The organism is Pseudoalteromonas sp. J2K-J031, from assembly GCF_058197095.2.
Window position 1 is genome coordinate 23,813 of record NZ_CM200279.1, and the last position, 18,688, is coordinate 42,500.

Annotated in this window: 19 protein-coding genes (1 of these 19 only partly in view); 12 read left to right on the plus strand and 7 right to left on the minus strand. The window is 41.3% G+C overall.

Annotated elements, in window-relative coordinates:
- The first annotated feature begins 149 nt into the window (after window positions 1-149).
- The 4 genes from AC3KZC_RS00110 (at window position 150) to AC3KZC_RS00125 (ending at window position 5,599) form a co-directional block, all read left to right on the plus strand.
- Entirely contained in the window at window positions 150-2,042 is a 1,893-nt protein-coding gene (locus AC3KZC_RS00110) for a transglycosylase SLT domain-containing protein (RefSeq protein WP_490579736.1), read from the plus strand.
- Between the two features lie 70 nt (window positions 2,043-2,112).
- On the plus strand, window positions 2,113-3,435 hold the full coding sequence (gene pepQ / locus AC3KZC_RS00115; RefSeq protein WP_490579735.1) for a Xaa-Pro dipeptidase: 1,323 nt from the start codon (window positions 2,113-2,115) through the stop codon (window positions 3,433-3,435).
- A gap of 57 nt (window positions 3,436-3,492) precedes the next feature.
- Window positions 3,493-4,110 (plus strand): YigZ family protein, encoded by a 618-nt coding sequence (locus AC3KZC_RS00120; RefSeq protein ID WP_490579734.1) that lies wholly within the window; start codon window positions 3,493-3,495, stop codon window positions 4,108-4,110.
- A gap of 37 nt (window positions 4,111-4,147) precedes the next feature.
- On the plus strand, window positions 4,148-5,599 hold the full coding sequence (locus AC3KZC_RS00125) for a TrkH family potassium uptake protein (RefSeq protein ID WP_490579733.1): 1,452 nt from the start codon (window positions 4,148-4,150) through the stop codon (window positions 5,597-5,599).
- 259 nt (window positions 5,600-5,858) lie between these two features.
- Here the strand turns inward: AC3KZC_RS00125 and trkA are convergent, their stop codons facing one another.
- Genes trkA through def form a run of 4 tightly spaced genes read right to left on the minus strand, consistent with a single transcriptional unit; the run spans window position 5,859 to window position 10,051 of the window.
- A complete protein-coding gene (gene trkA, locus AC3KZC_RS00130) occupies window positions 5,859-7,235 on the minus strand; it encodes a Trk system potassium transporter TrkA (protein ID WP_490579732.1) in 1,377 nt (458 codons plus the stop codon).
- 46 nt (window positions 7,236-7,281) lie between these two features.
- Complete coding sequence (gene rsmB / locus AC3KZC_RS00135) at window positions 7,282-8,571, minus strand: 16S rRNA (cytosine(967)-C(5))-methyltransferase RsmB (protein WP_490579731.1); 1,290 nt, start codon at window positions 8,569-8,571, stop codon at window positions 7,282-7,284.
- Window positions 8,564-9,517, minus strand: coding sequence for a methionyl-tRNA formyltransferase (fmt, locus tag AC3KZC_RS00140; protein WP_490579730.1), 954 nt, complete (start codon window positions 9,515-9,517; stop codon window positions 8,564-8,566). Before fmt ends, rsmB begins: the two co-directional genes overlap by 8 nt.
- A gap of 30 nt (window positions 9,518-9,547) precedes the next feature.
- A complete protein-coding gene (gene def, locus AC3KZC_RS00145; RefSeq protein ID WP_490579729.1) occupies window positions 9,548-10,051 on the minus strand; it encodes a peptide deformylase in 504 nt (167 codons plus the stop codon).
- A 121-nt stretch (window positions 10,052-10,172) separates the two neighbouring features.
- Between def and AC3KZC_RS00150 the strand changes: the two genes are divergently transcribed.
- The 6 genes from AC3KZC_RS00150 to hemF all read left to right on the plus strand — a co-directional run bounded on the left by AC3KZC_RS00150 (window position 10,173) and on the right by hemF (window position 15,074).
- Window positions 10,173-11,303: a LysM peptidoglycan-binding domain-containing protein gene (locus AC3KZC_RS00150; RefSeq protein ID WP_490579728.1), complete on the plus strand. Its 1,131-nt coding sequence runs from the start codon at window positions 10,173-10,175 to the stop codon at window positions 11,301-11,303.
- Between the two features lie 23 nt (window positions 11,304-11,326).
- Window positions 11,327-12,415 carry a DNA-processing protein DprA gene (dprA, locus tag AC3KZC_RS00155; RefSeq protein WP_490579727.1) on the plus strand — a complete coding sequence of 363 codons (1,089 nt, stop codon included), beginning with the start codon at window positions 11,327-11,329 and terminating at the stop codon, window positions 12,413-12,415.
- A gap of 1 nt (window position 12,416) precedes the next feature.
- A complete protein-coding gene (locus AC3KZC_RS00160) occupies window positions 12,417-12,890 on the plus strand; it encodes a DUF494 family protein (protein ID WP_490579726.1) in 474 nt (157 codons plus the stop codon).
- Between the two features lie 121 nt (window positions 12,891-13,011).
- Window positions 13,012-13,578 (plus strand): DNA topoisomerase family protein, encoded by a 567-nt coding sequence (locus tag AC3KZC_RS00165; RefSeq protein ID WP_490579725.1) that lies wholly within the window; start codon window positions 13,012-13,014, stop codon window positions 13,576-13,578.
- A gap of 14 nt (window positions 13,579-13,592) precedes the next feature.
- Complete coding sequence (tsaC, locus tag AC3KZC_RS00170; protein ID WP_490579724.1) at window positions 13,593-14,156, plus strand: L-threonylcarbamoyladenylate synthase type 1 TsaC; 564 nt, start codon at window positions 13,593-13,595, stop codon at window positions 14,154-14,156.
- 3 nt (window positions 14,157-14,159) lie between these two features.
- Complete coding sequence (gene hemF / locus AC3KZC_RS00175; RefSeq protein WP_490579723.1) at window positions 14,160-15,074, plus strand: oxygen-dependent coproporphyrinogen oxidase; 915 nt, start codon at window positions 14,160-14,162, stop codon at window positions 15,072-15,074.
- Between the two features lie 57 nt (window positions 15,075-15,131).
- Here the strand turns inward: hemF and AC3KZC_RS00180 are convergent, their stop codons facing one another.
- Both AC3KZC_RS00180 and AC3KZC_RS00185 read right to left on the minus strand, forming a co-directional pair.
- Window positions 15,132-16,736 (minus strand): methyl-accepting chemotaxis protein, encoded by a 1,605-nt coding sequence (locus AC3KZC_RS00180; protein WP_490579722.1) that lies wholly within the window; start codon window positions 16,734-16,736, stop codon window positions 15,132-15,134.
- A 300-nt stretch (window positions 16,737-17,036) separates the two neighbouring features.
- Window positions 17,037-17,483: a group II truncated hemoglobin gene (locus AC3KZC_RS00185; protein WP_490579721.1), complete on the minus strand. Its 447-nt coding sequence runs from the start codon at window positions 17,481-17,483 to the stop codon at window positions 17,037-17,039.
- A gap of 31 nt (window positions 17,484-17,514) precedes the next feature.
- Between AC3KZC_RS00185 and aroE the strand changes: the two genes are divergently transcribed.
- Window positions 17,515-18,336, plus strand: a complete 822-nt coding sequence (gene aroE / locus AC3KZC_RS00190; RefSeq protein ID WP_490579720.1) for a shikimate dehydrogenase — start codon at window positions 17,515-17,517, stop codon at window positions 18,334-18,336.
- Window positions 18,337-18,338: 2 nt separating this feature from the next.
- The gene (locus AC3KZC_RS00195) at window positions 18,339-18,593 is read left to right on the plus strand and encodes a DUF1488 family protein (RefSeq protein WP_490579719.1); all 255 of its coding nucleotides are present in this window, start codon (window positions 18,339-18,341) and stop codon (window positions 18,591-18,593) included.
- 6 nt (window positions 18,594-18,599) lie between these two features.
- On the opposite strand, the gene AC3KZC_RS00200 is transcribed toward AC3KZC_RS00195, so the two are convergent.
- Window positions 18,600-18,688, minus strand: partial view of a gamma carbonic anhydrase family protein gene (locus AC3KZC_RS00200; protein WP_490579718.1) — the 3' end only. 445 nt of this gene lie beyond the right edge of the window; only the last 89 of its 534 coding nucleotides appear in the window; the start codon falls outside the window, past its right edge — the gene reads right to left on this strand; it ends in the stop codon at window positions 18,600-18,602.

Below are 18,688 nucleotides of genomic sequence, written 5' to 3' on the forward strand. Positions count from 1 at the left end.
TGAACCTGTTATATAGGGTAGTCGAACTTATTTATTTTTATCGAGAAATCTTGCAAAAGGTAGAGCTTACAAGCAAGCTAGCTCGGTCAACAGATTGCTTGTTTAAATCTCTTTTTTACTTGGTCGCACTAACAGTAAGGATCACTTTAATGCATTTACATCCACGAGGACTGCGCATTGTGACGTTGTGCTCGTTTTTTTTCTCAAGTGTTTGTTTTTCCTCATCAGATAATCATAATGATTTTATTAAAGCTGAAAAAATTGCTCGCTCAGGCAATGTAAACAATTACCAGCAGGCATTCGAACAGCTTGATCATCCTCTGAAGCCTTATGTGCAATTAGCATTTCTTAAACACCACCCAAAGCTGAGTAATGAAAAGGAAGTTGAACGATTCTTAGATGTGTATGAAGGTACACCTTTGGAATGGCCATTGCGTAAAACGTGGCTTGAGTATTTGATGAAAAGGCGGGATAAAACACTTTTCATTAAGTATTACAAAGACACAAGTGACGCTGAACTCAGCTGTACTCATTTGCGTTATCAACTTGATTTAGGGGCCCCTGAAGCTGCAATTTTAAATCAAGTGACAGATCTTTGGTTGGTTGAGAAATCTCAGCCTAAAGCGTGTGATAGTTTGTTTTCACTTTGGCATAAAAAAGGTTACATGAGCCAAGAGTTAATTTGGCAACGACTCAGCATGGTTGCTGAAAAAGGTCAGTATTCTTTGATCCCCTATCTAGAAAAACAATTACCAACTCATGAACAATACCTTGGCGACCTTTATTATACCGTGCGCAAAGATCCATCGGCGACGGCTGGGATTTATCGCTTTAAACATGGTTCAGAAAAAGAAGCGCAAATCGCAATTTATGGGATTCGTCGTTTAATATGGCGTGATGAAGACCTTGCTATTCGTGCATGGGATAAACTCGAGCAAAAATTTACATTTTCAGAATCACAAAAAAATGAAGTTTATTATTCATTTGCTTTAGCGCTAGCTTCTAAACAGCATGCACAAGGAAAATTTTGGCTTAATAAAGTACCTAATGAGCATCATGATGATGCGTTAATGCAATGGCAATTGACCAATTTGCTTCAGTTACAGGATTGGCCAGGGATTATTGCCTATTTTACAGATAAAAAGCTAAGTAATGGCCAGCTTTACTGGCTTGGTTATGCTTTATTGCAACAAGGTGAAGCGCAGAAATCAACACAAGTGTGGCAAGAGTTGGCAACAAAACGCGACTATTATGGCTTTTTGGCTGCGGCTCGTTTGGGGATAGCTGTCACATTACAAGAGCAAGCGCTTAATGTAGAGCAGGCACTGATTAAAAGTGTTCAGCAGTCGCCAGGCTTTTTGCGTGCGAAAGCATTTTTTGAAATGGAGCGAACCACATCAGGTAAGCGAGAGTGGAATTATTTACTCAAGTCATCGACAGATGATGAAAAGTTAGCTGCGGCGAGTTTGGCGCATAAAGAGGGGTGGCATGATAGCGTTATCATCACCTTGGCTCAGATTGAACGTTATCATCACCTAGATTTACGTTTCCCACTGGCCTATGAAGAGTTATTTGAGCGTTACAGTAAACGCAGCGACATTGATATAGCTTGGAGCTACGCGATTGCAAGGCGCGAAAGCTCGTTTGCTGCTAATGCAAGTTCTTCTGCAGGCGCATATGGCTTAATGCAACTATTACCCTCTACCGCCAGCTACGTCAACAAAGGCAGCGTGTCGCGCATAAAACTGTACGACCCAAAAGTTAACGTTAGACTGGGTAATGAATATTTAAAATATTTAAAACAAAAAGCGAAAGGAAACGAGGTGATTGCTACAGCATCATATAATGCAGGCTATTCTCGCGTTGCCAAATGGTTGCCAAAAGAAGCGGTGGACTTTGATCTTTGGGTTGAAGGTATTCCATATCGAGAGACACGTGATTATGTCAAAAATGTGTTTGCGTATCGTCAGGTTTACCATACTCGATTTGGTTTTGCTGATAACTTATTTGATGACTTAGTCAAAATGAAAATCCAAAAATAGCGGTGGCTAACAAAGCAGTTAGTCTATGTTATTATGTGTGCAACTTTATAAAAGAAAAGATGGTCTTATCATGGATAAATTAGCGGCGTTATATGGTGAACATATAACAACAATTCAAGCAAGAACGCGCACTATTTTAACTCTTGAAGGGCTAGATGGATTAGTCATTCATTCTGGGCAGGCGAAGCGTCAATTTTTAGATGATATGGATTATCCGTTTAAAGTAAATCCTCATTTTAAAGCTTGGTTACCTGTGATCGATAATCCTCATTGTTGGTTGGTGGTAAATGGTATTGATAAACCAAAGCTTATTTTTTATCGTCCGGTTGATTTTTGGCATAAAGTACCTGATGAGCCAAGTGATTTTTGGGCTGAATTTTTTGATATCGAGTTATTACTCATTCCCGATCAAGTTGAAAAACTACTACCATACGACAAAGCTAAGTTTGCCTATATTGGTGAGTATTTAGAAGTTGCGCGTGCACTTGGTTTTAATGAAATAAACCCTGAGCCAGTATTAAACTACTTTCATTATCACCGTGCTTATAAAACACAATATGAGCTGGCATGTTTGCGTGAAGCAAATCGCATCGCGGTATTGGGTCATGAGGCTGCAAAAGCAAAGTTTTATGAAGGTGGCTCAGAGTATGATATCCAACATGCTTATTTGATGGCAACCCGTCAAACTGAAAACGAAATGCCTTATGGCAATATTGTTGCATTAAATCATAACTGTGCAATTTTACACTACACCAAGCTTGAGCGACGTGCGCCTGAAAAAAGCATATCGTTTTTAATTGATGCGGGTGCCAGTTTTCATGGTTATGCCGCTGATATCACTCGAACGTATGACTTTAATCCACAAGGTGAATTTGCAAAATTAATTAGTGCGGTAAATGAATTACAGCAAGTGTTATGTGCAGGTTTAAAACCAGGACTTAAATATGGTGAGTTACATGTAAAATGCCACCAAGGCATTGCACAAATACTCAGTGATTTTGGTATTGTAATGTTATCTGCTGACGCGATTATCGAAAAAGGTATCACGAGCACTTTTTTCCCGCATGGTTTGGGCCATCATTTAGGACTGCAAGTACATGATATGGGCGGGTTTATGGCCGATGAGCGCGGTACACATCAACCGGCTCCTCCTGGGCATCCATTCTTACGTTGTACGCGTATTATTGAATCAAACCAAGTGTTTACGATTGAACCGGGATTGTATTTCATTGATTCGTTATTGAGCGAGCTTGCACAAACCGACAATACGCAGTACATCAATTGGGAAAAGGTAGAAGCCTTTAAGCCTTATGGTGGAATACGTATTGAGGATAACGTGATTGTTTATGCCGATCACAATGAAAATATGACAAGAAACCTTAATTTAGCGTAAATAATTACGTTAGAATAAAAAGAGCCGCAAGGCTCTTTTTTTATCTAAGTGAGCCGAATGAGTTTAGAGTATCCATATCCAGCATCCGATTTGTTCTACCAAGAAGATATTAAAAAAAGTACGTTTATCGTACACATAGCACACACACCCGATTTAATGAGTGCGAAAAAATTTATAAAAAATATTGAGCATAAATACGCAGATGCAAACCATAATTGCTGGGCGCATATTGCGGGTGCGCCAAATGGGAGTCATGTGCTGGGTTTTTCGGATGATGGCGAACCGAATGGAACCGCAGGCAAGCCGATGTTGAACGTATTAGTCGGTTCAGGACTGGGTGAAATTACCGCCGTGGTGACCCGTTATTTTGGTGGGATAAAGCTTGGTACCGGTGGTTTAGTGCGCGCTTATGGCGGTAGTTTAAATAATGCGTTAAAAAACTTACCAACATTAATGCAGGTGCCAAAGGTACAATTGTTCGGTCAAAGTAATTATCATCAACAAGGTCAAATTGAACAGCGATTTAATAGTGCCTATCAAGTATTTAACATAGAAAAACACTATGCCGATGTAGTTTTGTGGCAGATTACCATTGATGCTCGCCAAGCTGATGATGCGATAAAGGATATTTTTGAAATTAGCCACGGTGCGGTTGAGTTGAAAATCAAACCATAAGACAATAATCAAATTGTAATCAGGGATCACAATACACATGCAGTTTCGTACCATAATTAAAATACTCGGTCAGCTGGTGGCTATGTTTAGCATCACAATGATCCCACCGGCGTTAGTCTCGTTAATTTATAAAGATGGTGGTGGTGTGCCTTTTGTTTTGGCATTTGTATTTAGTTTGGTGATAGGGCTTATCGCTTATTACCCAAACCGTCGTCAAAATGGCGATTTAAAAGCGCGTGAAGGCTTTTTAATTGTGGTGCTATTTTGGTTAGTACTTGGCGCGTTTGCATCTTTACCCCTCGTTTTTTTAGATGCGCCAAAGCTGTCTCTTGCGGATGCTATTTTTGAATCCTTCTCTGGGTTAACCACCACGGGTGCGACAGTTTTAACAGGAATTGAATTTTTGCCTAAAGCGGTGCTGTTTTATCGTCAGCAGTTACAATGGTTAGGCGGAATGGGGATCATCGTTTTAGCGGTTGCGGTACTGCCAATGCTAGGTGTTGGTGGTATGCAACTTTACCGTGCAGAGACGCCAGGGCCTGTTAAAGACTCTAAAATGACGCCTCGTATTGCCGATACCGCAAAACACCTTTGGTATATTTATGTATCGTTAACGGTTGCATGTTCAACAGCATACTGGGCTGCTGGCATGGATTGGTTTGATGCGATTTGTCATGCGTTTTCGACGATTGCAATAGGTGGATTTTCGACGTATGACGCATCAATGGGGTATTTTAATAGCCCACTTATTAACTTTATTTGTGTATTCTTTTTAATAATAGCCGCAATTAATTTTTCGCTGCACTATGCCGCTGTTGCAAGTCGTAACTTAAAAGTCTATTTGCGAGATCCTGAATTTAAAGTGTTTTTGGGGATTCAAGCTGTACTTATATTGTTATGTTTTAGCGTGTTATCGTCTGAAGGGGTCTATGAAACGGCCGATCAAACCTTAGATCAGGCGATGTTTCAGGCCGTATCTATGAGTACTACCGCAGGATTTGCTACCGATAACTTTTCAGCTTGGCCACTGTTTTTGCCTATTTTACTTGTTTTTTCGAGTTTTATTGGTGGATGTGCTGGGTCGACCGGTGGTGGAATGAAAGTTGTTCGAGTCTTTTTATTATATCTACAAGGCGTGAGAGAGCTGAACCGTTTAGTGCATCCTAGGGCTATTTATTCAATTAAATTGGGGCGTAAAGCATTACCAGATAAAGTGATTGAAGCCGTGTGGGGATTTTTCTCTGCTTATGCGTTGGTGTTTGTCATTATCATGTTGATGCTGATGGGCACTGGCCTTGATAACATTACGGCGTTTTCAGCAACCGCAGCGTGTTTAAATAACTTAGGCCCAGGGTTAGGTGATGTTGCTGCCCATTATGGTGATATCACCGATAGCGCTAAATGGATTTTAACCCTTGCGATGGTCTTTGGCCGTTTAGAAATATTTACTTTATTAGTCTTGTTTACCCCTACATTTTGGCGTGGGTGAGGACAGACCGAAGCATAGCTTCGCAGCTGTCCGAAGTGGAGTCATGGATGACGACAGGAGAGATGCTTCATGGATGAATTTAAACACTATTTCTAGCTAAGACCGAAGCATAGCTTCGCAGCTGTCCGAAGTGGAGTCATGGATGACGACAGGAGAGATGCTTCATGGATGAGCTCAAACACTATTGAGCACTAACTTCAAACAAACAACAATAAAAAAGGCGAACTCAGTGTTCGCCTTTTACATTTTAGTGATCGGGTTACATAAAAATAGCACTAACCTGAAAGAGCTTCTCAACGACATGAATTTGCTTTTTATCAATCAAAAACATAATGACATGATCACCTGATTGGATCACCGTACTATTATGAGCAATTAAAACGTCGTCATTGCGCACGATCGCACCGATAGTGGTGCCAATAGGTAGCTTAATATCACCTATGGCGCGACCAACCACTTTAGAGGTTGTTTCATCACCATGCGCCACAGCTTCAATCGCTTCTGCAGCACCTTTTCGTAATGAGTACACGTTCACAATATCGCCGCGTCTTACATGGGTTAACAGGGCTGAAATGGTTGCTTGCTGGGGTGAGATAGCAATGTCAATTTCGCCGCCTTGTACTAAATCGACATAAGCACCACGTTGGATCAGCACCATTGTTTTTTGTGCGCCCATGCGTTTGGCCAGCATAGCAGACATAATATTGGCTTCGTCGTCGTTTGTTACGGCAATAAAAACATCAACTTGTTCTATGTGTTCTTCAGAAAGCAGTTCTTGGTCCGATGCATCACCGGCAAAGACCACGGTATTGTGTAACATGCCTGATAGCTGTTCAGCACGGGCTAAATTACGTTCTATCAATTTGACACTGTGGGTTTTTTCGAGAGAGAGGGCTAAACCCGCGCCAATATTACCACCGCCGGCAATCATAATTTTCTTATACGAGCGTTCGAGTTTTTGCAGTTCGTTCATTACGGCGCGAATATGCTTGGTTGCCGCAATAAAGAATATTTCATCGTCAGCTTCAATCACGGTTGTACCTAATGGTTTAATCGCTTTGCCTTGGCGATAAATCGCTGCAACACGGGTTTCGACATTCGGGATGTGTTCTTTGAGTGCCGAAAGAGCATAACCGACTAATAAGCCGCCATAATAGGCTTTTACTGCAACCAGCGAGAGTTTGCCTTCTGCAAATTGCAGCACTTGTAATGCACCTGGATAATCGATGAGTCGACGAATGTATTTTGTGACGAGTTGTTCAGGGGCGATGTAATGGTCAACCGGTAAATCATGATTGTGGAACAGTTGCTCTTTGTAACGTAGGTATTGCTCAGAGCGAATTCGGGCGATTTTTGTTGGGGTATTAAAAATACTGTAAGCGACTTGGCAGGCCACCATGTTAACTTCATCCGAGCTTGTTACGGCGATGATCATATCGGCATCTTCTGCGCCCGCACGGCGTAAAACTTCTGGGTGGGCGCTGTGGCCATTCACTACTTGTAAGTCGTATTTATCTTGTAACTCACGCAGTTTATCTGCATTGATATCCACCACCGTAATTTCGTTTTTCTCACCCACTAAGTTTTCAGCGAGTGTGCCGCCCACTTGTCCTGCACCTAAAATGATTATCTTCATGGTTTATTTTTATCGCTTTTAAAAGGGCCTTTAAAAGGCCCATTTGTTATAGTCGCTTGGTGATTTTTGCGTAATAAAAACCATCGGTAAGTTCAGGTAAAAACTGCCAGCCGGGTTGCTCTTGCGTATCTAAATCATGCAGAGGCTGATGGATAGCATCGTCTGTGCGCGCTAAAAACGCTTTTACTTGGTCTTTATTTTCTTGTGGTAAAACTGAGCATGTTGCATAAACAAGTGTGCCACCTGCTTTAAGTAACGGCCAAATTTTATCTAAAATGCTGCTTTGCAACAATGCAAGTTGCTCTATATCGGCTGCCCTACGTAGCCATTTGATATCGGGATGTCGACGGATCACACCCGTTGCTGAGCAAGGCACATCGAGCAATATTTTATCGAAAGCGTTTTGATCCCACCAAGCATCTGGGTTCGCTGCATCGGCACAGAGTAATTGCGCAGTCAGGCCAATTCGCGATAAATTTTCTTGAACGCGCGCTAAACGAGTCTCATCGCAATCGAGCGCTGTAACCGCAAGGTTATCAGCTAACTCTAAAATGTGGCAGGTTTTACCACCAGGTGCTGCACATGCGTCTAAAATACGCTCTTCAGCCTGCGGGTCGATTAAGCGAGCTGCAATTTGAGCTGCACCATCTTGTACTGAACACGCTCCTTCAGCAAAGCCTGGTAAGCTAAATACGTCACACGGCTTTTCAAGAAGTACGGCATCACAAAAACCATCTACTTTGCGGGCTACAATATTGGTCTTAGCTAGTAATGCTAAGTATTGTTCTGTGCTGTATTGGCTATGGTTTATGCGTAACCACATAGGTGCTTGCTGTTGATTGGCTGCTAAAATGGTTTGCCACTTTTCGGGATATGCTTCTTGAACTGCTTTGATAAACCAACCTGGATGATTATATAAACAGACCTCAACTTGGTTGGCAGCTGCTTCAAGTTCAGCTTGTTGACGCTGAAAGTTGCGCAGCACTGCGTTAACGAGTCCTTTTAAACCCGGCGCTTGAAGTGCTTGTAAAGCGTTAACCGTTTCAGCAACCGCAGCATGCGCGGGTGTACGCATGTGCTGAAGTTGGTAAATGCCAACATACAGCAAAAACTGAAAAACACGCTGTTTTCCTTTAAGTGGCTTGGTGAGTAACGTGCGACAGTAATGCTCTAGGCTGGGTAGTTGTCTGAGCACACCATAACAAAGTTGTTGTAATAATGCTTTTTCTTTAACAGCCACTTTTGCCGCTGCAGCGGGTAATACTTGATTAAGAGATAAACCTTGATCAACAACTTGATAGAGTGTTTCAGCTGCCAGTGCGCGCACATTATTCATTAATAAAACCTGCCTTGCTGCCTACGGTGACCCAATCGGCTCGGCCATTTAAAAAATCTTGAGCAGACATCGGCTTTTTACCTTCAGGTTGGAGTTGCGTTATTTTAAGAGCGTGCTGCGTGGTTGCAATCACAATACCGTGTTTGTCGGCTTGTAAAATGGTGCCCGCTTGCCCTTGTTGGTTCACGATTTCAGCTTGCCAAATTTTGACTGTATGGCCTGAAAATTCTGTAAAGCAAATTGGCCAAGGGTTAAATGAACGAACATTACGCTCAATTTGGTCAGCAGCCATAGTCCAATCGATATTTGCTTCTTCTTTAGAAAGCTTTTTGGCGTAATTAGCTTGATCATTGTCTTGTTTAGTTGCAATAGCTTTTCCATTTGCAATATCGCTTACAGTTGCAATCATTGCTTTTGGCCCAAGCAGTGCAAGCTTGTCATACAAGCTGGTGCTTGTTTCATCTGGTGCGATAGGGCAAGTAACGATTGACAGCATGTCGCCAGTATCTAAACCAACATCCATTTGCATGATTGTCACGCCTGATTCAGCATCGCCAGCCCAAATTGCTCGTTGAATTGGTGCTGCACCGCGCCAGCGAGGTAAAATAGAGCCGTGTACATTTATGCAGCCAAATTTAGGTGTATCAAGAATAGCTTTTGGGAGTAATAAGCCATAAGCGACAACAACCATTAGGTCAGCATTTAATGCAGCTAGTTCTTGCTGTACTTCGGTACTTTTTAAACTGGCGGGCTGTAATACCTTAATATCATGCGCTACAGCGAGCTCTTTCACTTCACAGGCTTTGAGCTTTTTGCCTCGTCCTGCTGGGCGGTCGGGTGGGCAATAAACTGCAACAACGTCATGTTCAGAGTCGATTAAAGCTTGTAGGTGGCGGGCTGCAAAATCTGGGGTGCCCGCAAAAATTATGCGTAATGCTTGTGTCACTCGAATATTCACTTTTTGGTTGGTGTTGGCTTATCTTGCCATTTTGGCTTCTTTCTCTAATTTTTTGCGGATGCGGTCACGTTTTAATGGTGATAGGTAATCAACAAACAGTTTACCTTGCAAGTGGTCGAGTTCATGTTGAATACAAATGGCTAATAAGCCGTCTGCATCTAATGAAAACTCTTGGCCATCAATGTTAAGGGCTTTCACTGTAACTGTTTCGGCTCTATCGACTTTGGCATAAGAGTTGGGTACTGACAGGCAGCCTTCCTCACTAATTGTAGAGCCATCTTTTTGGGTGATTTCAGGGTTTATAAGAACGAGTTGGTCAGATTTATCTTCTGTGACATCAATAACTACAATGCGTAGGTGAATGTTAGCTTGAGTCGCTGCTAAGCCGATACCGTTTTCTTCATACATAGTATCAAACATATCAGCTACAATCTTTTTAATAGAATCATCAACTTGTGTAACTGGTTTTGCTATTGTGCGCAGTCGCTCATCAGGAAAGCGTAAAACTTCTAAAAAAGCCATATTTACCTTTAAATGTTATGTGTATAGTACAAGATTGTGTTATGTTTTTATTTTAGCCATTACTGGTCACCTTTTACAGGTTTAGATTAAGAATAATAAAAAACAGCTCAAGGAAGCTAGCATGATTAAAAAGCTTACAGCTACGGTTTTTGCATTGGCGATGGTGTTTCCTGCTATCGCAGACGTATTAACTATAAAAAAAGATGCCCCGCAGCAATATGTTGTAAAAAAAGGTGACACACTCTGGGATATCTCTCAGATATATCTAGACGAACCTTGGTTATGGCCAAAGTTATGGCGTATGAATCCTCAGATAGATAACCCACACTTGATTTACCCTGGTGATATGTTGACGTTGGTATATGACGCCGATGGCCAACCTATGCTGGTGATGAATCAGATGAATCAGAAATATAAAAAGTTATCACCTACTGTAAGAAAAACCCTAAAAAAGGCCGATGCAATCCCAACAGTGCCACTTGAATTTTTGCGCCCTTATTTATCTTATGAGCAAGCGCTTGATGAAGACGTAATTGCAACAAAACCATATATCTTAGGTGCTAATGTTGCGGTTAAGTCTCAGACGGTGGATCACATTTTATATGTAAAGGGTGATCTGGAACGGAGTCAGTTTTATGGTATTTATCGTAAAGGTGAGGCTTATATTGATCCAGAGTCTGAAGCTGTATTAGCACACAAAGCAAAGCTAGTGGGGACAGCAAGAGCGTTTCGTAGTGGTGATGTACAAAAAGGTGAAGCAGCATCTGTTCGTGTGCAAAATGTAAAACAAGAAATCAAAGCGGGTGACTTTTTAATGCCTGCAATGGAAGGGCAATCTTTACCCGCGTTTTTTAATTTAACGCGACCAGAAGCCGGAATATCAGGCAGTATTATTGCATCGACAAACGATTATCGCGAATTTAGCCAATACGATGTTGTGATTTTAAATCGTGGTAGTTTTAATCAGTTAAAACCAGGCCATGTTTTGGACATTCGCCGTCCATCTCCTAAAGTAATAGATGGAAAGAATGGGCCAACATACTTAGAAGATACCTCTCGTTATGACAAAGTGAGTGCGAGTTTTGAGGGGTTGTTTGGTGAATCGAATCAAAATCAAAAATTGTGGACGACACCTTCAGAGAAAGTAGGTGAGTTGATGGTCTTTAAAGTTTATAACAATCTAAGTTACGCCATTATCATGGAAACATTGATGCCAATTCGTTTAGGGGATACGATTAATGTAGACCTTTAATGCGAATGCTCTAAGGAGGGAGCATGTTAGAAGTTGAGAAAAACGAGCTACGTATTTGGCTCGTTTTTTATTTATGTAAAGGCTTGGGAATTCAAACATTACTTAAGCTAAAGCACCATATAGAATTAGATCAGTTACTGCTTTTATCAGAATCTCAATTAAGACAATTGGGTTTGAAACCTGATGTTATTCATCAGATACTTAATCCTGATCTCCATTATATTTGTAAGCTTGAGCAGTACCTTATTGAGCAAAACATTACTGCAATTTATTATAGCCATCCGGCTTACCCTCCTTTATTAAAAGAAATTGTCTCCGCTCCACTTATTTTATTTTGCCGTGGCAACGTTTCGTTGTTGCAATCGCCACAGTTGGCAATTGTAGGGAGTCGAAGTGCAACCCCTAATGGCTGTCATATTGCGGGTGATTTTGCATATCAATTAAATCAGCAAGGGCTCACGGTTACTTCTGGTTTGGCTGGGGGGATTGATGCTGCAGCGCACAAAGGTTCTTTAGCTGCCACGGGTAAAACAATTGCAGTGCTTGGAACGGGGGTGGATATTATTTATCCTAAAAGAAATCAACTATTGGCGGCGAAAATAGCTGAGCAAGGTTTAGTTATCAGTGAGTTCTTGCCCGGCACAAAGGCACAAGCAGTTAATTTTCCTCGTCGAAATCGAATTATTTCTGGGTTAAGCCTTGGTACGCTGGTGGTTGAGGCTGAGCTTAAAAGTGGATCTTTGATTACCGCTCGTTATGCGTTGGAACAAAATAGAGAGGTCTTTGCTGTGCCAGGTTCGGTATTGAATGAGCTGTCTCATGGCTGTCACTTTTTAATTAAACAAGGCGCAAAACTAACTGAGAATATTGATGATATTTTTGAGGAGTTAGGTCTTTTTGTCAAAAACGGTCTATATAGTAAAGAAGAGGTGCAAAGTGACGATGATGAACCTTTATTATCTGAACTAGGATTTGACGTAATGACAGTTGATGAGCTGTCAAATAAAACGAACATTCCCATTGAGCAACTTTTAACTCGTTTGTTAGATCTTGAGTTATCCAATGACGTAGAGCGCGTATTGGGTGGTTATGTAAAATTGAGGAGGGATTAAAATGTTCGATATCCTCATGTATTTGTTTGAGAATTATATTCACAGTGAGTCTGAGATTTATGTAGAGCACAGTGAATTAACGGATGAGCTTTTACGGGCTGGTTTTAATCGCGGTGAAATTTACAAAGCACTCGATTGGTTAGAGCAGCTTGCAGAGTTGCAACACTGTGATGAATTACCTTATTTAAATAATAAACCTGCACAATCAGTTCGCGTTTATACAGAGTTTGAATGCAGCAAGTTAGATGTGACTTGCCGTGGTTTTTTACTTTTTTTAGAGCAAATTAGTGTGATAGATGGTGAAACCCGAGAGATGGTGATTGATAGGTTACTCGATCTTGATAAAGTTTTTATAGGGCTTGATGACTTAAAATGGGTTGTTTTAATGGTGCTTTTTAATGTGCCAGGTAAAGAGCAAGCCTATGCACAAATGGAAGACTTATTATTCGACGAGCCACCAACTTTATTGCACTAACTAACGAGTTGTTTGGTTTTTATAAAATAGGGGCATTTTGCCCCTATTTTATTGGGTTTTACTTGACCCAACAATTTACTGCATTATATTGACCGCAAATTGAACGAGTACAGGCAACTTGATGAGTAAAATCGATCATGCTCTTTTTTCAGCACATGAACATGCTTTAGAAAAAGAATATGAAATCTGCCCTTTGTGTGGTTCAGAGTTGGTGATCCGGCACAGCAAGACAGGCCCATTTATTGGCTGTGCGAGCTATCCTAGTTGTGAATATTCAAAGCCGTTAGTTGAGCATGAGGTTGAATCTCTCAAGGTACTGACTGACAGCGCCTGCCCAGAATGCAGTAGACCACTTGAAGTAAAGAATGGTCGCTATGGTATGTTTATTGGTTGCACAGGCTTCCCTGATTGTCATTATATCGCTCATGATGAACCGGCTGAGCAAGAGGCTCTTCCTACTTGCCCTAAGTGTAAAAAAGCACATCTTGTAAAGCGTAGTAACAAATCGGGAAAAACATTTTATTCTTGCGATGCTTATCCGGCTTGTAAGTACATAGTCAATTTTTTACCGGTTGATGAGTCTTGCCCATCTTGTGGTTGGGCCATCATGCTTGAAAAAAATATGGCCAGTGGCAAAGTCCATATTTGCCCTCAAAAGGCCTGCGGCTTTAAACAGAAAGTTTCTTAGTTTAGGGGTGATGAGTGTCTGTAAATGATGATTTAACTCAGTGCATTCGTAAACTTGAACAAGGTGGTGTTATTTGTTATCCCACTGAAGCAGTGTACGGTTTAGGGTGTGACCCCGATAACGAAAGTGCAGTGATGGCACTATTGGCACTTAAACAGCGCCCAGTTGAAAAGGGGTTGATTTTAATTGCTGATAATTATGCTCAGTTACTTCCTTACGTTGATGATGAAAAAATTCCAATGGATAAGCGTGCTGAAATTTTTTCAGCGTGGCCAGGGGCGGTCACTTGGGTGATGCCTGCAAAGTCAACCGCGCCTAAATGGCTCACTGGACAACATGACACTATTGCAGTGCGGGTAACAAATCATCCGGTGGTGAAGCAGCTTTGTCTGCAATTTAATAAGCCTTTGGTATCAACCAGTGCAAACTTAACAGGGCAAGCCCCTGTGATGTCACTCGATGAAGCAAAGGCTGTTTTTACACATCATGTTGCGTATTATGTTGCTGGTAAATTAGGTGGCAATACAAAACCAAGCCAAATTAAAGACGCTCGTACAGGGCAATTATTTAGAGACTAATTAATGGCAAACTTAACGTTAGAAACAGTTAAATCTTTTTTACTCGACTTACAAGACCGTATTTGTGCGGGTTTAGAGCACGCTGATGGTGGCGCTAAATTTGTTGAAGATGCATGGCAGCGCACTGAGGGCGGGGGCGGTCGTACGCGAGTTATGACTAATGGTGCTGTGATTGAGCAAGGTGGCGTTAATTATTCTTATGTATTTGGCGCGTCGATGCCTGCATCGGCCACAGCTCATCGGCCAGAGTTAGCTGGGCGCAGTTTTCATGCCTGTGGGGTATCATTAGTGATCCACCCTAAAAACCCGCATATTCCGACAAGTCATGCCAATGTGAGATTTTTCATCGCAGAAAAAGAAGGCGAAGCACCGATTTGGTGGTTTGGTGGTGGGTTTGATTTAACGCCATTTTACCCCGTTCTGGAAGATGTAAAACATTGGCATCAAGTGGCAAAAAATCTTTGCACACCATTTGGTGAAACGGTTTATGATGATTACAAAAAATGGTGCGATGAGTATTTTTATTTAAAACATCGTGGTGAAACCCGCGGCGTCGGCGGTCTGTTTTTTGATGACTTAAATGCGTGGGGGTTTGATAAAAGCTTTGCCTTTATGCAGGCGGTGGGTAATGGCTTTTTAGACGCATATGTGCCAATTATTGAAAAGCGAAAAGCGACACCAGTTACTGAGGTGCAGCGTGACTTTCAACTTTATCGTCGCGGTCGTTATGTTGAGTTTAACCTCGTTTGGGATCGTGGCACCTTGTTTGGTTTGCAAACAGGGGGGCGGACTGAGTCTATTTTAATGTCGATGCCACCGCTTGCTCGTTGGGAGTATAATTATTCACCAGAGGCTGAATCAGCCGAAGCCGTACTTTATAACGAGTATTTAAAACCCCGCGATTGGTTAGCTAATTAAGTTAGCTACTTTGTGGTGGTGGAGGTTCAAAACATAGGTGTTTTGAACCTTTTTGCATCACAGTTTAAAGTTTCGAACTTGCTGATCGAGCTCCCGAGCTAACATTAATAACTGTTCACTGACTACTCTACTATCACAGGCATCCTCTAAAGAACGCTCAGCGTTATCTCTAATTGCAATCACACTTTGGTTAATTTCTTCAGCCGCTAAATTTTGTTGTTCTGTCGCATCCGCGATTTGCACATTGAGTTGATTAATTTCATACATTTGATTTGAAATGGCTTTTAGTGCTTGTGCTACATCTTTCACTTGGATGGCGCGCTGATCCGCTTCTTGGCACGAGTTATTCATTGTTTTTACAGTTTGTTTGGCTTCTTGCTGTAGTTTCTCAATAGTACGTTTAATTTCATCGGTTGAAATTCGGGTGCGTGTTGCTAAAGTGCGTACCTCATCAGCCACAACCGCAAAGCCACGCCCAGCAGAGCCCGCTCTTGCCGCTTCAATTGCGGCATTTAGGGCCAACAAGTTAGTTTGTTCAGCAATGCTGCTTATGACTTCAAGAACTTTGCCTACCTCAAACGTTTGGCTTTGTAGTTGGCTTACTTGTTGTGCTGCGTGGCGCACATCACTTGCAAGTTGATTGATGCTGGTTTCGGTTTGTACAGCAATTGCCATGCTTTGTTCAGCCATCAGGTTGCTAGCATCCGATTTTTCTGAGGCAAAGTGAGTGGTGTTTTTAACCTCGCTTGAGGAACATTCAAGCTCATTAATTGCTGCGGCTACAGAATCTGTTCCTTGTTTTTGTTCGAGTATTGCTTGTTCTGTCGTATCGGCAGCGGCAAATATTTTTTCTGCACAGTGGATTAATACTTTCGATGATTCAGATACTTGACCCATATTTGATTTAAAGCTGGCCATCATAATATTAAAATTACTGGCTAAACGACCAAGTTCATCATTTGTTTCATCATTAATGGTTAGACTCAAATCTTTGTTTTGCGCCACTAAACGCATCGTTTTACCCAATTGTTTTAAGCGGTTAATAAAGAGCCGTTTGAATAATAAACCTAAGATAACAAAGGCGCAGATAAAAATAGCGCCCAACATAGAGCTACTTATTAGGGTGTTTTTTTGAATTGCTTGGTCTATTTCGTCAAGAGAATAACTTATTTTGACAGCCCCAAGAACATCACCTTCTTGCGCTTGATGGCAACCTAAGCAGTTCGTGCCTTTATAATCACTACTGGCAACGAGAGGTTTTAGATAGGTTAGGACACGTTGATTATTAAGTTGTTCGATGATCAATTGTTCTTCGCCTCTTAGCGCGGCTTTTTCTTGCGATGTGTATGCAAGCTCACCTTTTTCGCCTAAACCATAAAGCTTTTTAACTTGTTCGCTGCGAAGAATGTGCGCGCTTTCAATGTTGGGATGATCATTAATTTTATCGGTCAAAATACTGCGATTACTCATGGTACCGGTGAGCATCAGGGTATTAATCGAATCAAAATAATTATCGGCTAATAGCTTTATATTTGATTCTATGGTTTGCTGCGCCAAATGCTGTTGCTGCTGGCTACCATTAATTATGCTAGCGATGAGCACTAGGCACCCAGTCATGGCGAGTAAAGCATAAATTTTATATTGAATTGAAATGGCACGCATAAATAATAACCCTTCTTAGCACGAAAAGTTATTATCCATTTTTTAGCAGTATTGTTTTTGACTTAACGCAAAGGGCTGTGAGTTTCCAGCCAATAATACTTAACCTGAGCTTTGGTTAAGAGATTTACTAACGTATTGATAGTGAATTGGTAAATGTTTTTTCAAGTCTGTAGCTGGAAACTTTTAAGGATAACAAGGCGAATTTACGCATCAATAGCTGGCCTATTGTAAGTAAATTCAACGCCGTTAGCATTGAAAGTAGCCGCTGGAGATAAATTTATTATCCAGAGATCAGGTTACTTACTGATTGATCATGTGGCTCGCAAGTTGCGCCAACGATTGACGAAGCCCTTCACGTAAAAGAGGGTTATCAATTTCTTCATCAAGCGCTTTATTCATACAAAACATCCACTGATCCCGTAAATCTTGATCGATCGGAAAAGGCATATGACGTTTGCGCAGCATTGGGTGGCCATGTTTCTCGACAAATAAATCTGGGCCACCAAGCCAACCTGATAAAAACTCAAAAAAGACCTGACGAATGCGGTCTAAAGGTTGGGGGTGCATATCATATAAAGGTTTAGTGTAAGCTTCCTGGGCCATTATATCGTAAAATCGATTTGCCAACGCGCGGGCACCAGCTTCGCCACCCATTAATTCATAAGGTGTTTTTTCTGGATTCGGCGCTTCTACAGGGTTGTTTTGTGCTGGTTGTTTGGTAAATATACGTTGTATTAATTGCTTCATAAAATTCAATCGTTTAAAGGTCGAGGGTTAAATGGATAAGTACGCAGTTTTTGGTAATCCAATCAAACATTCTAAATCACCTGCTATCCATTGTAAGTTTGCTCAATTACTCGGTGAGCAATTACAGTATCAGGCGATTTTAGCACCAATAGAGCACTTTGAAACAACAGTCACTGCTTTTTTCGCAGACGAAGGCTTAGGTGCCAATGTGACCATGCCATTTAAAGAACGCGCTTTTGCCATGTGTCAGCAATTAAGTGAGAGAGCCAAAGTATCTGGTGCGGTCAATACCTTAAAACGCCTGAATAATGGCGGGCTTTATGGTGACAACACCGATGGTGCAGGCTTAGTGAGTGACTTGCTTAATCACAATATCACTTTAAAAGATCAGCATATTTTATTAATGGGGGCAGGAGGTGCAGCCCGAGGTGTATTGCTGCCATTGTTGCAAGAGCAGCCTCGAAAAATTACTATCGTCAATCGCACTAAGGCTAAAGCGCAAACACTAGCAGAGTTATTTAGCCAATTTGGCGTGATAGAGTATTGTAGTTTTGATGAGTTACCTGACGCATCTTTTGATGTTGTAATTAATTCAACTTCGTCGAGTATCGAAGGGGTGTTACCCAATCTTAAAGCGGTTCATATTGAAGCCGCGAGCGCTATTTATGACATGGTCTACAGCGATGTAGGCACTATTTTTCTTGATTGGGCAAAACAGCATAATGAAAATGCAATGCTGTTAGATGGGATTGGTATGTTGATAGGGCAAGCAGCTGAGGCTTATTTTGTTTGGCGTAATGTTTATCCGCCTGCAGAACAAGTGGTGCTGTTAGCAAAACAAAAGGTACTATAAAAATGAATCAAGCGGTTTTATTTAATGATGATGTGAGCTTTGATGCGCAATTGCAGCAATTAACGTTTAGTGCCATGTTTTGTGGTCAGTCAATAAAGTGCGTTATTGAGCTAGCTAATTTCAAATTAGAGAATAAAAGCGATGCTTTAGCCTATTTTGAATTATATAAATTTGATTATGAAGAATTAGCAGAGCAGCTAATAGAAGATGAAGATTATGATGACAATGGTTTAATTGTCATCACACAAGAATTTTAAGCGAGTTTAGTATTCATCTAAATACTCATTTTTGAGTTTTACATAATTTTGAGCCGACACGGTTAAAAATACTCGTTCTTCTTCTGTTAGTGGAC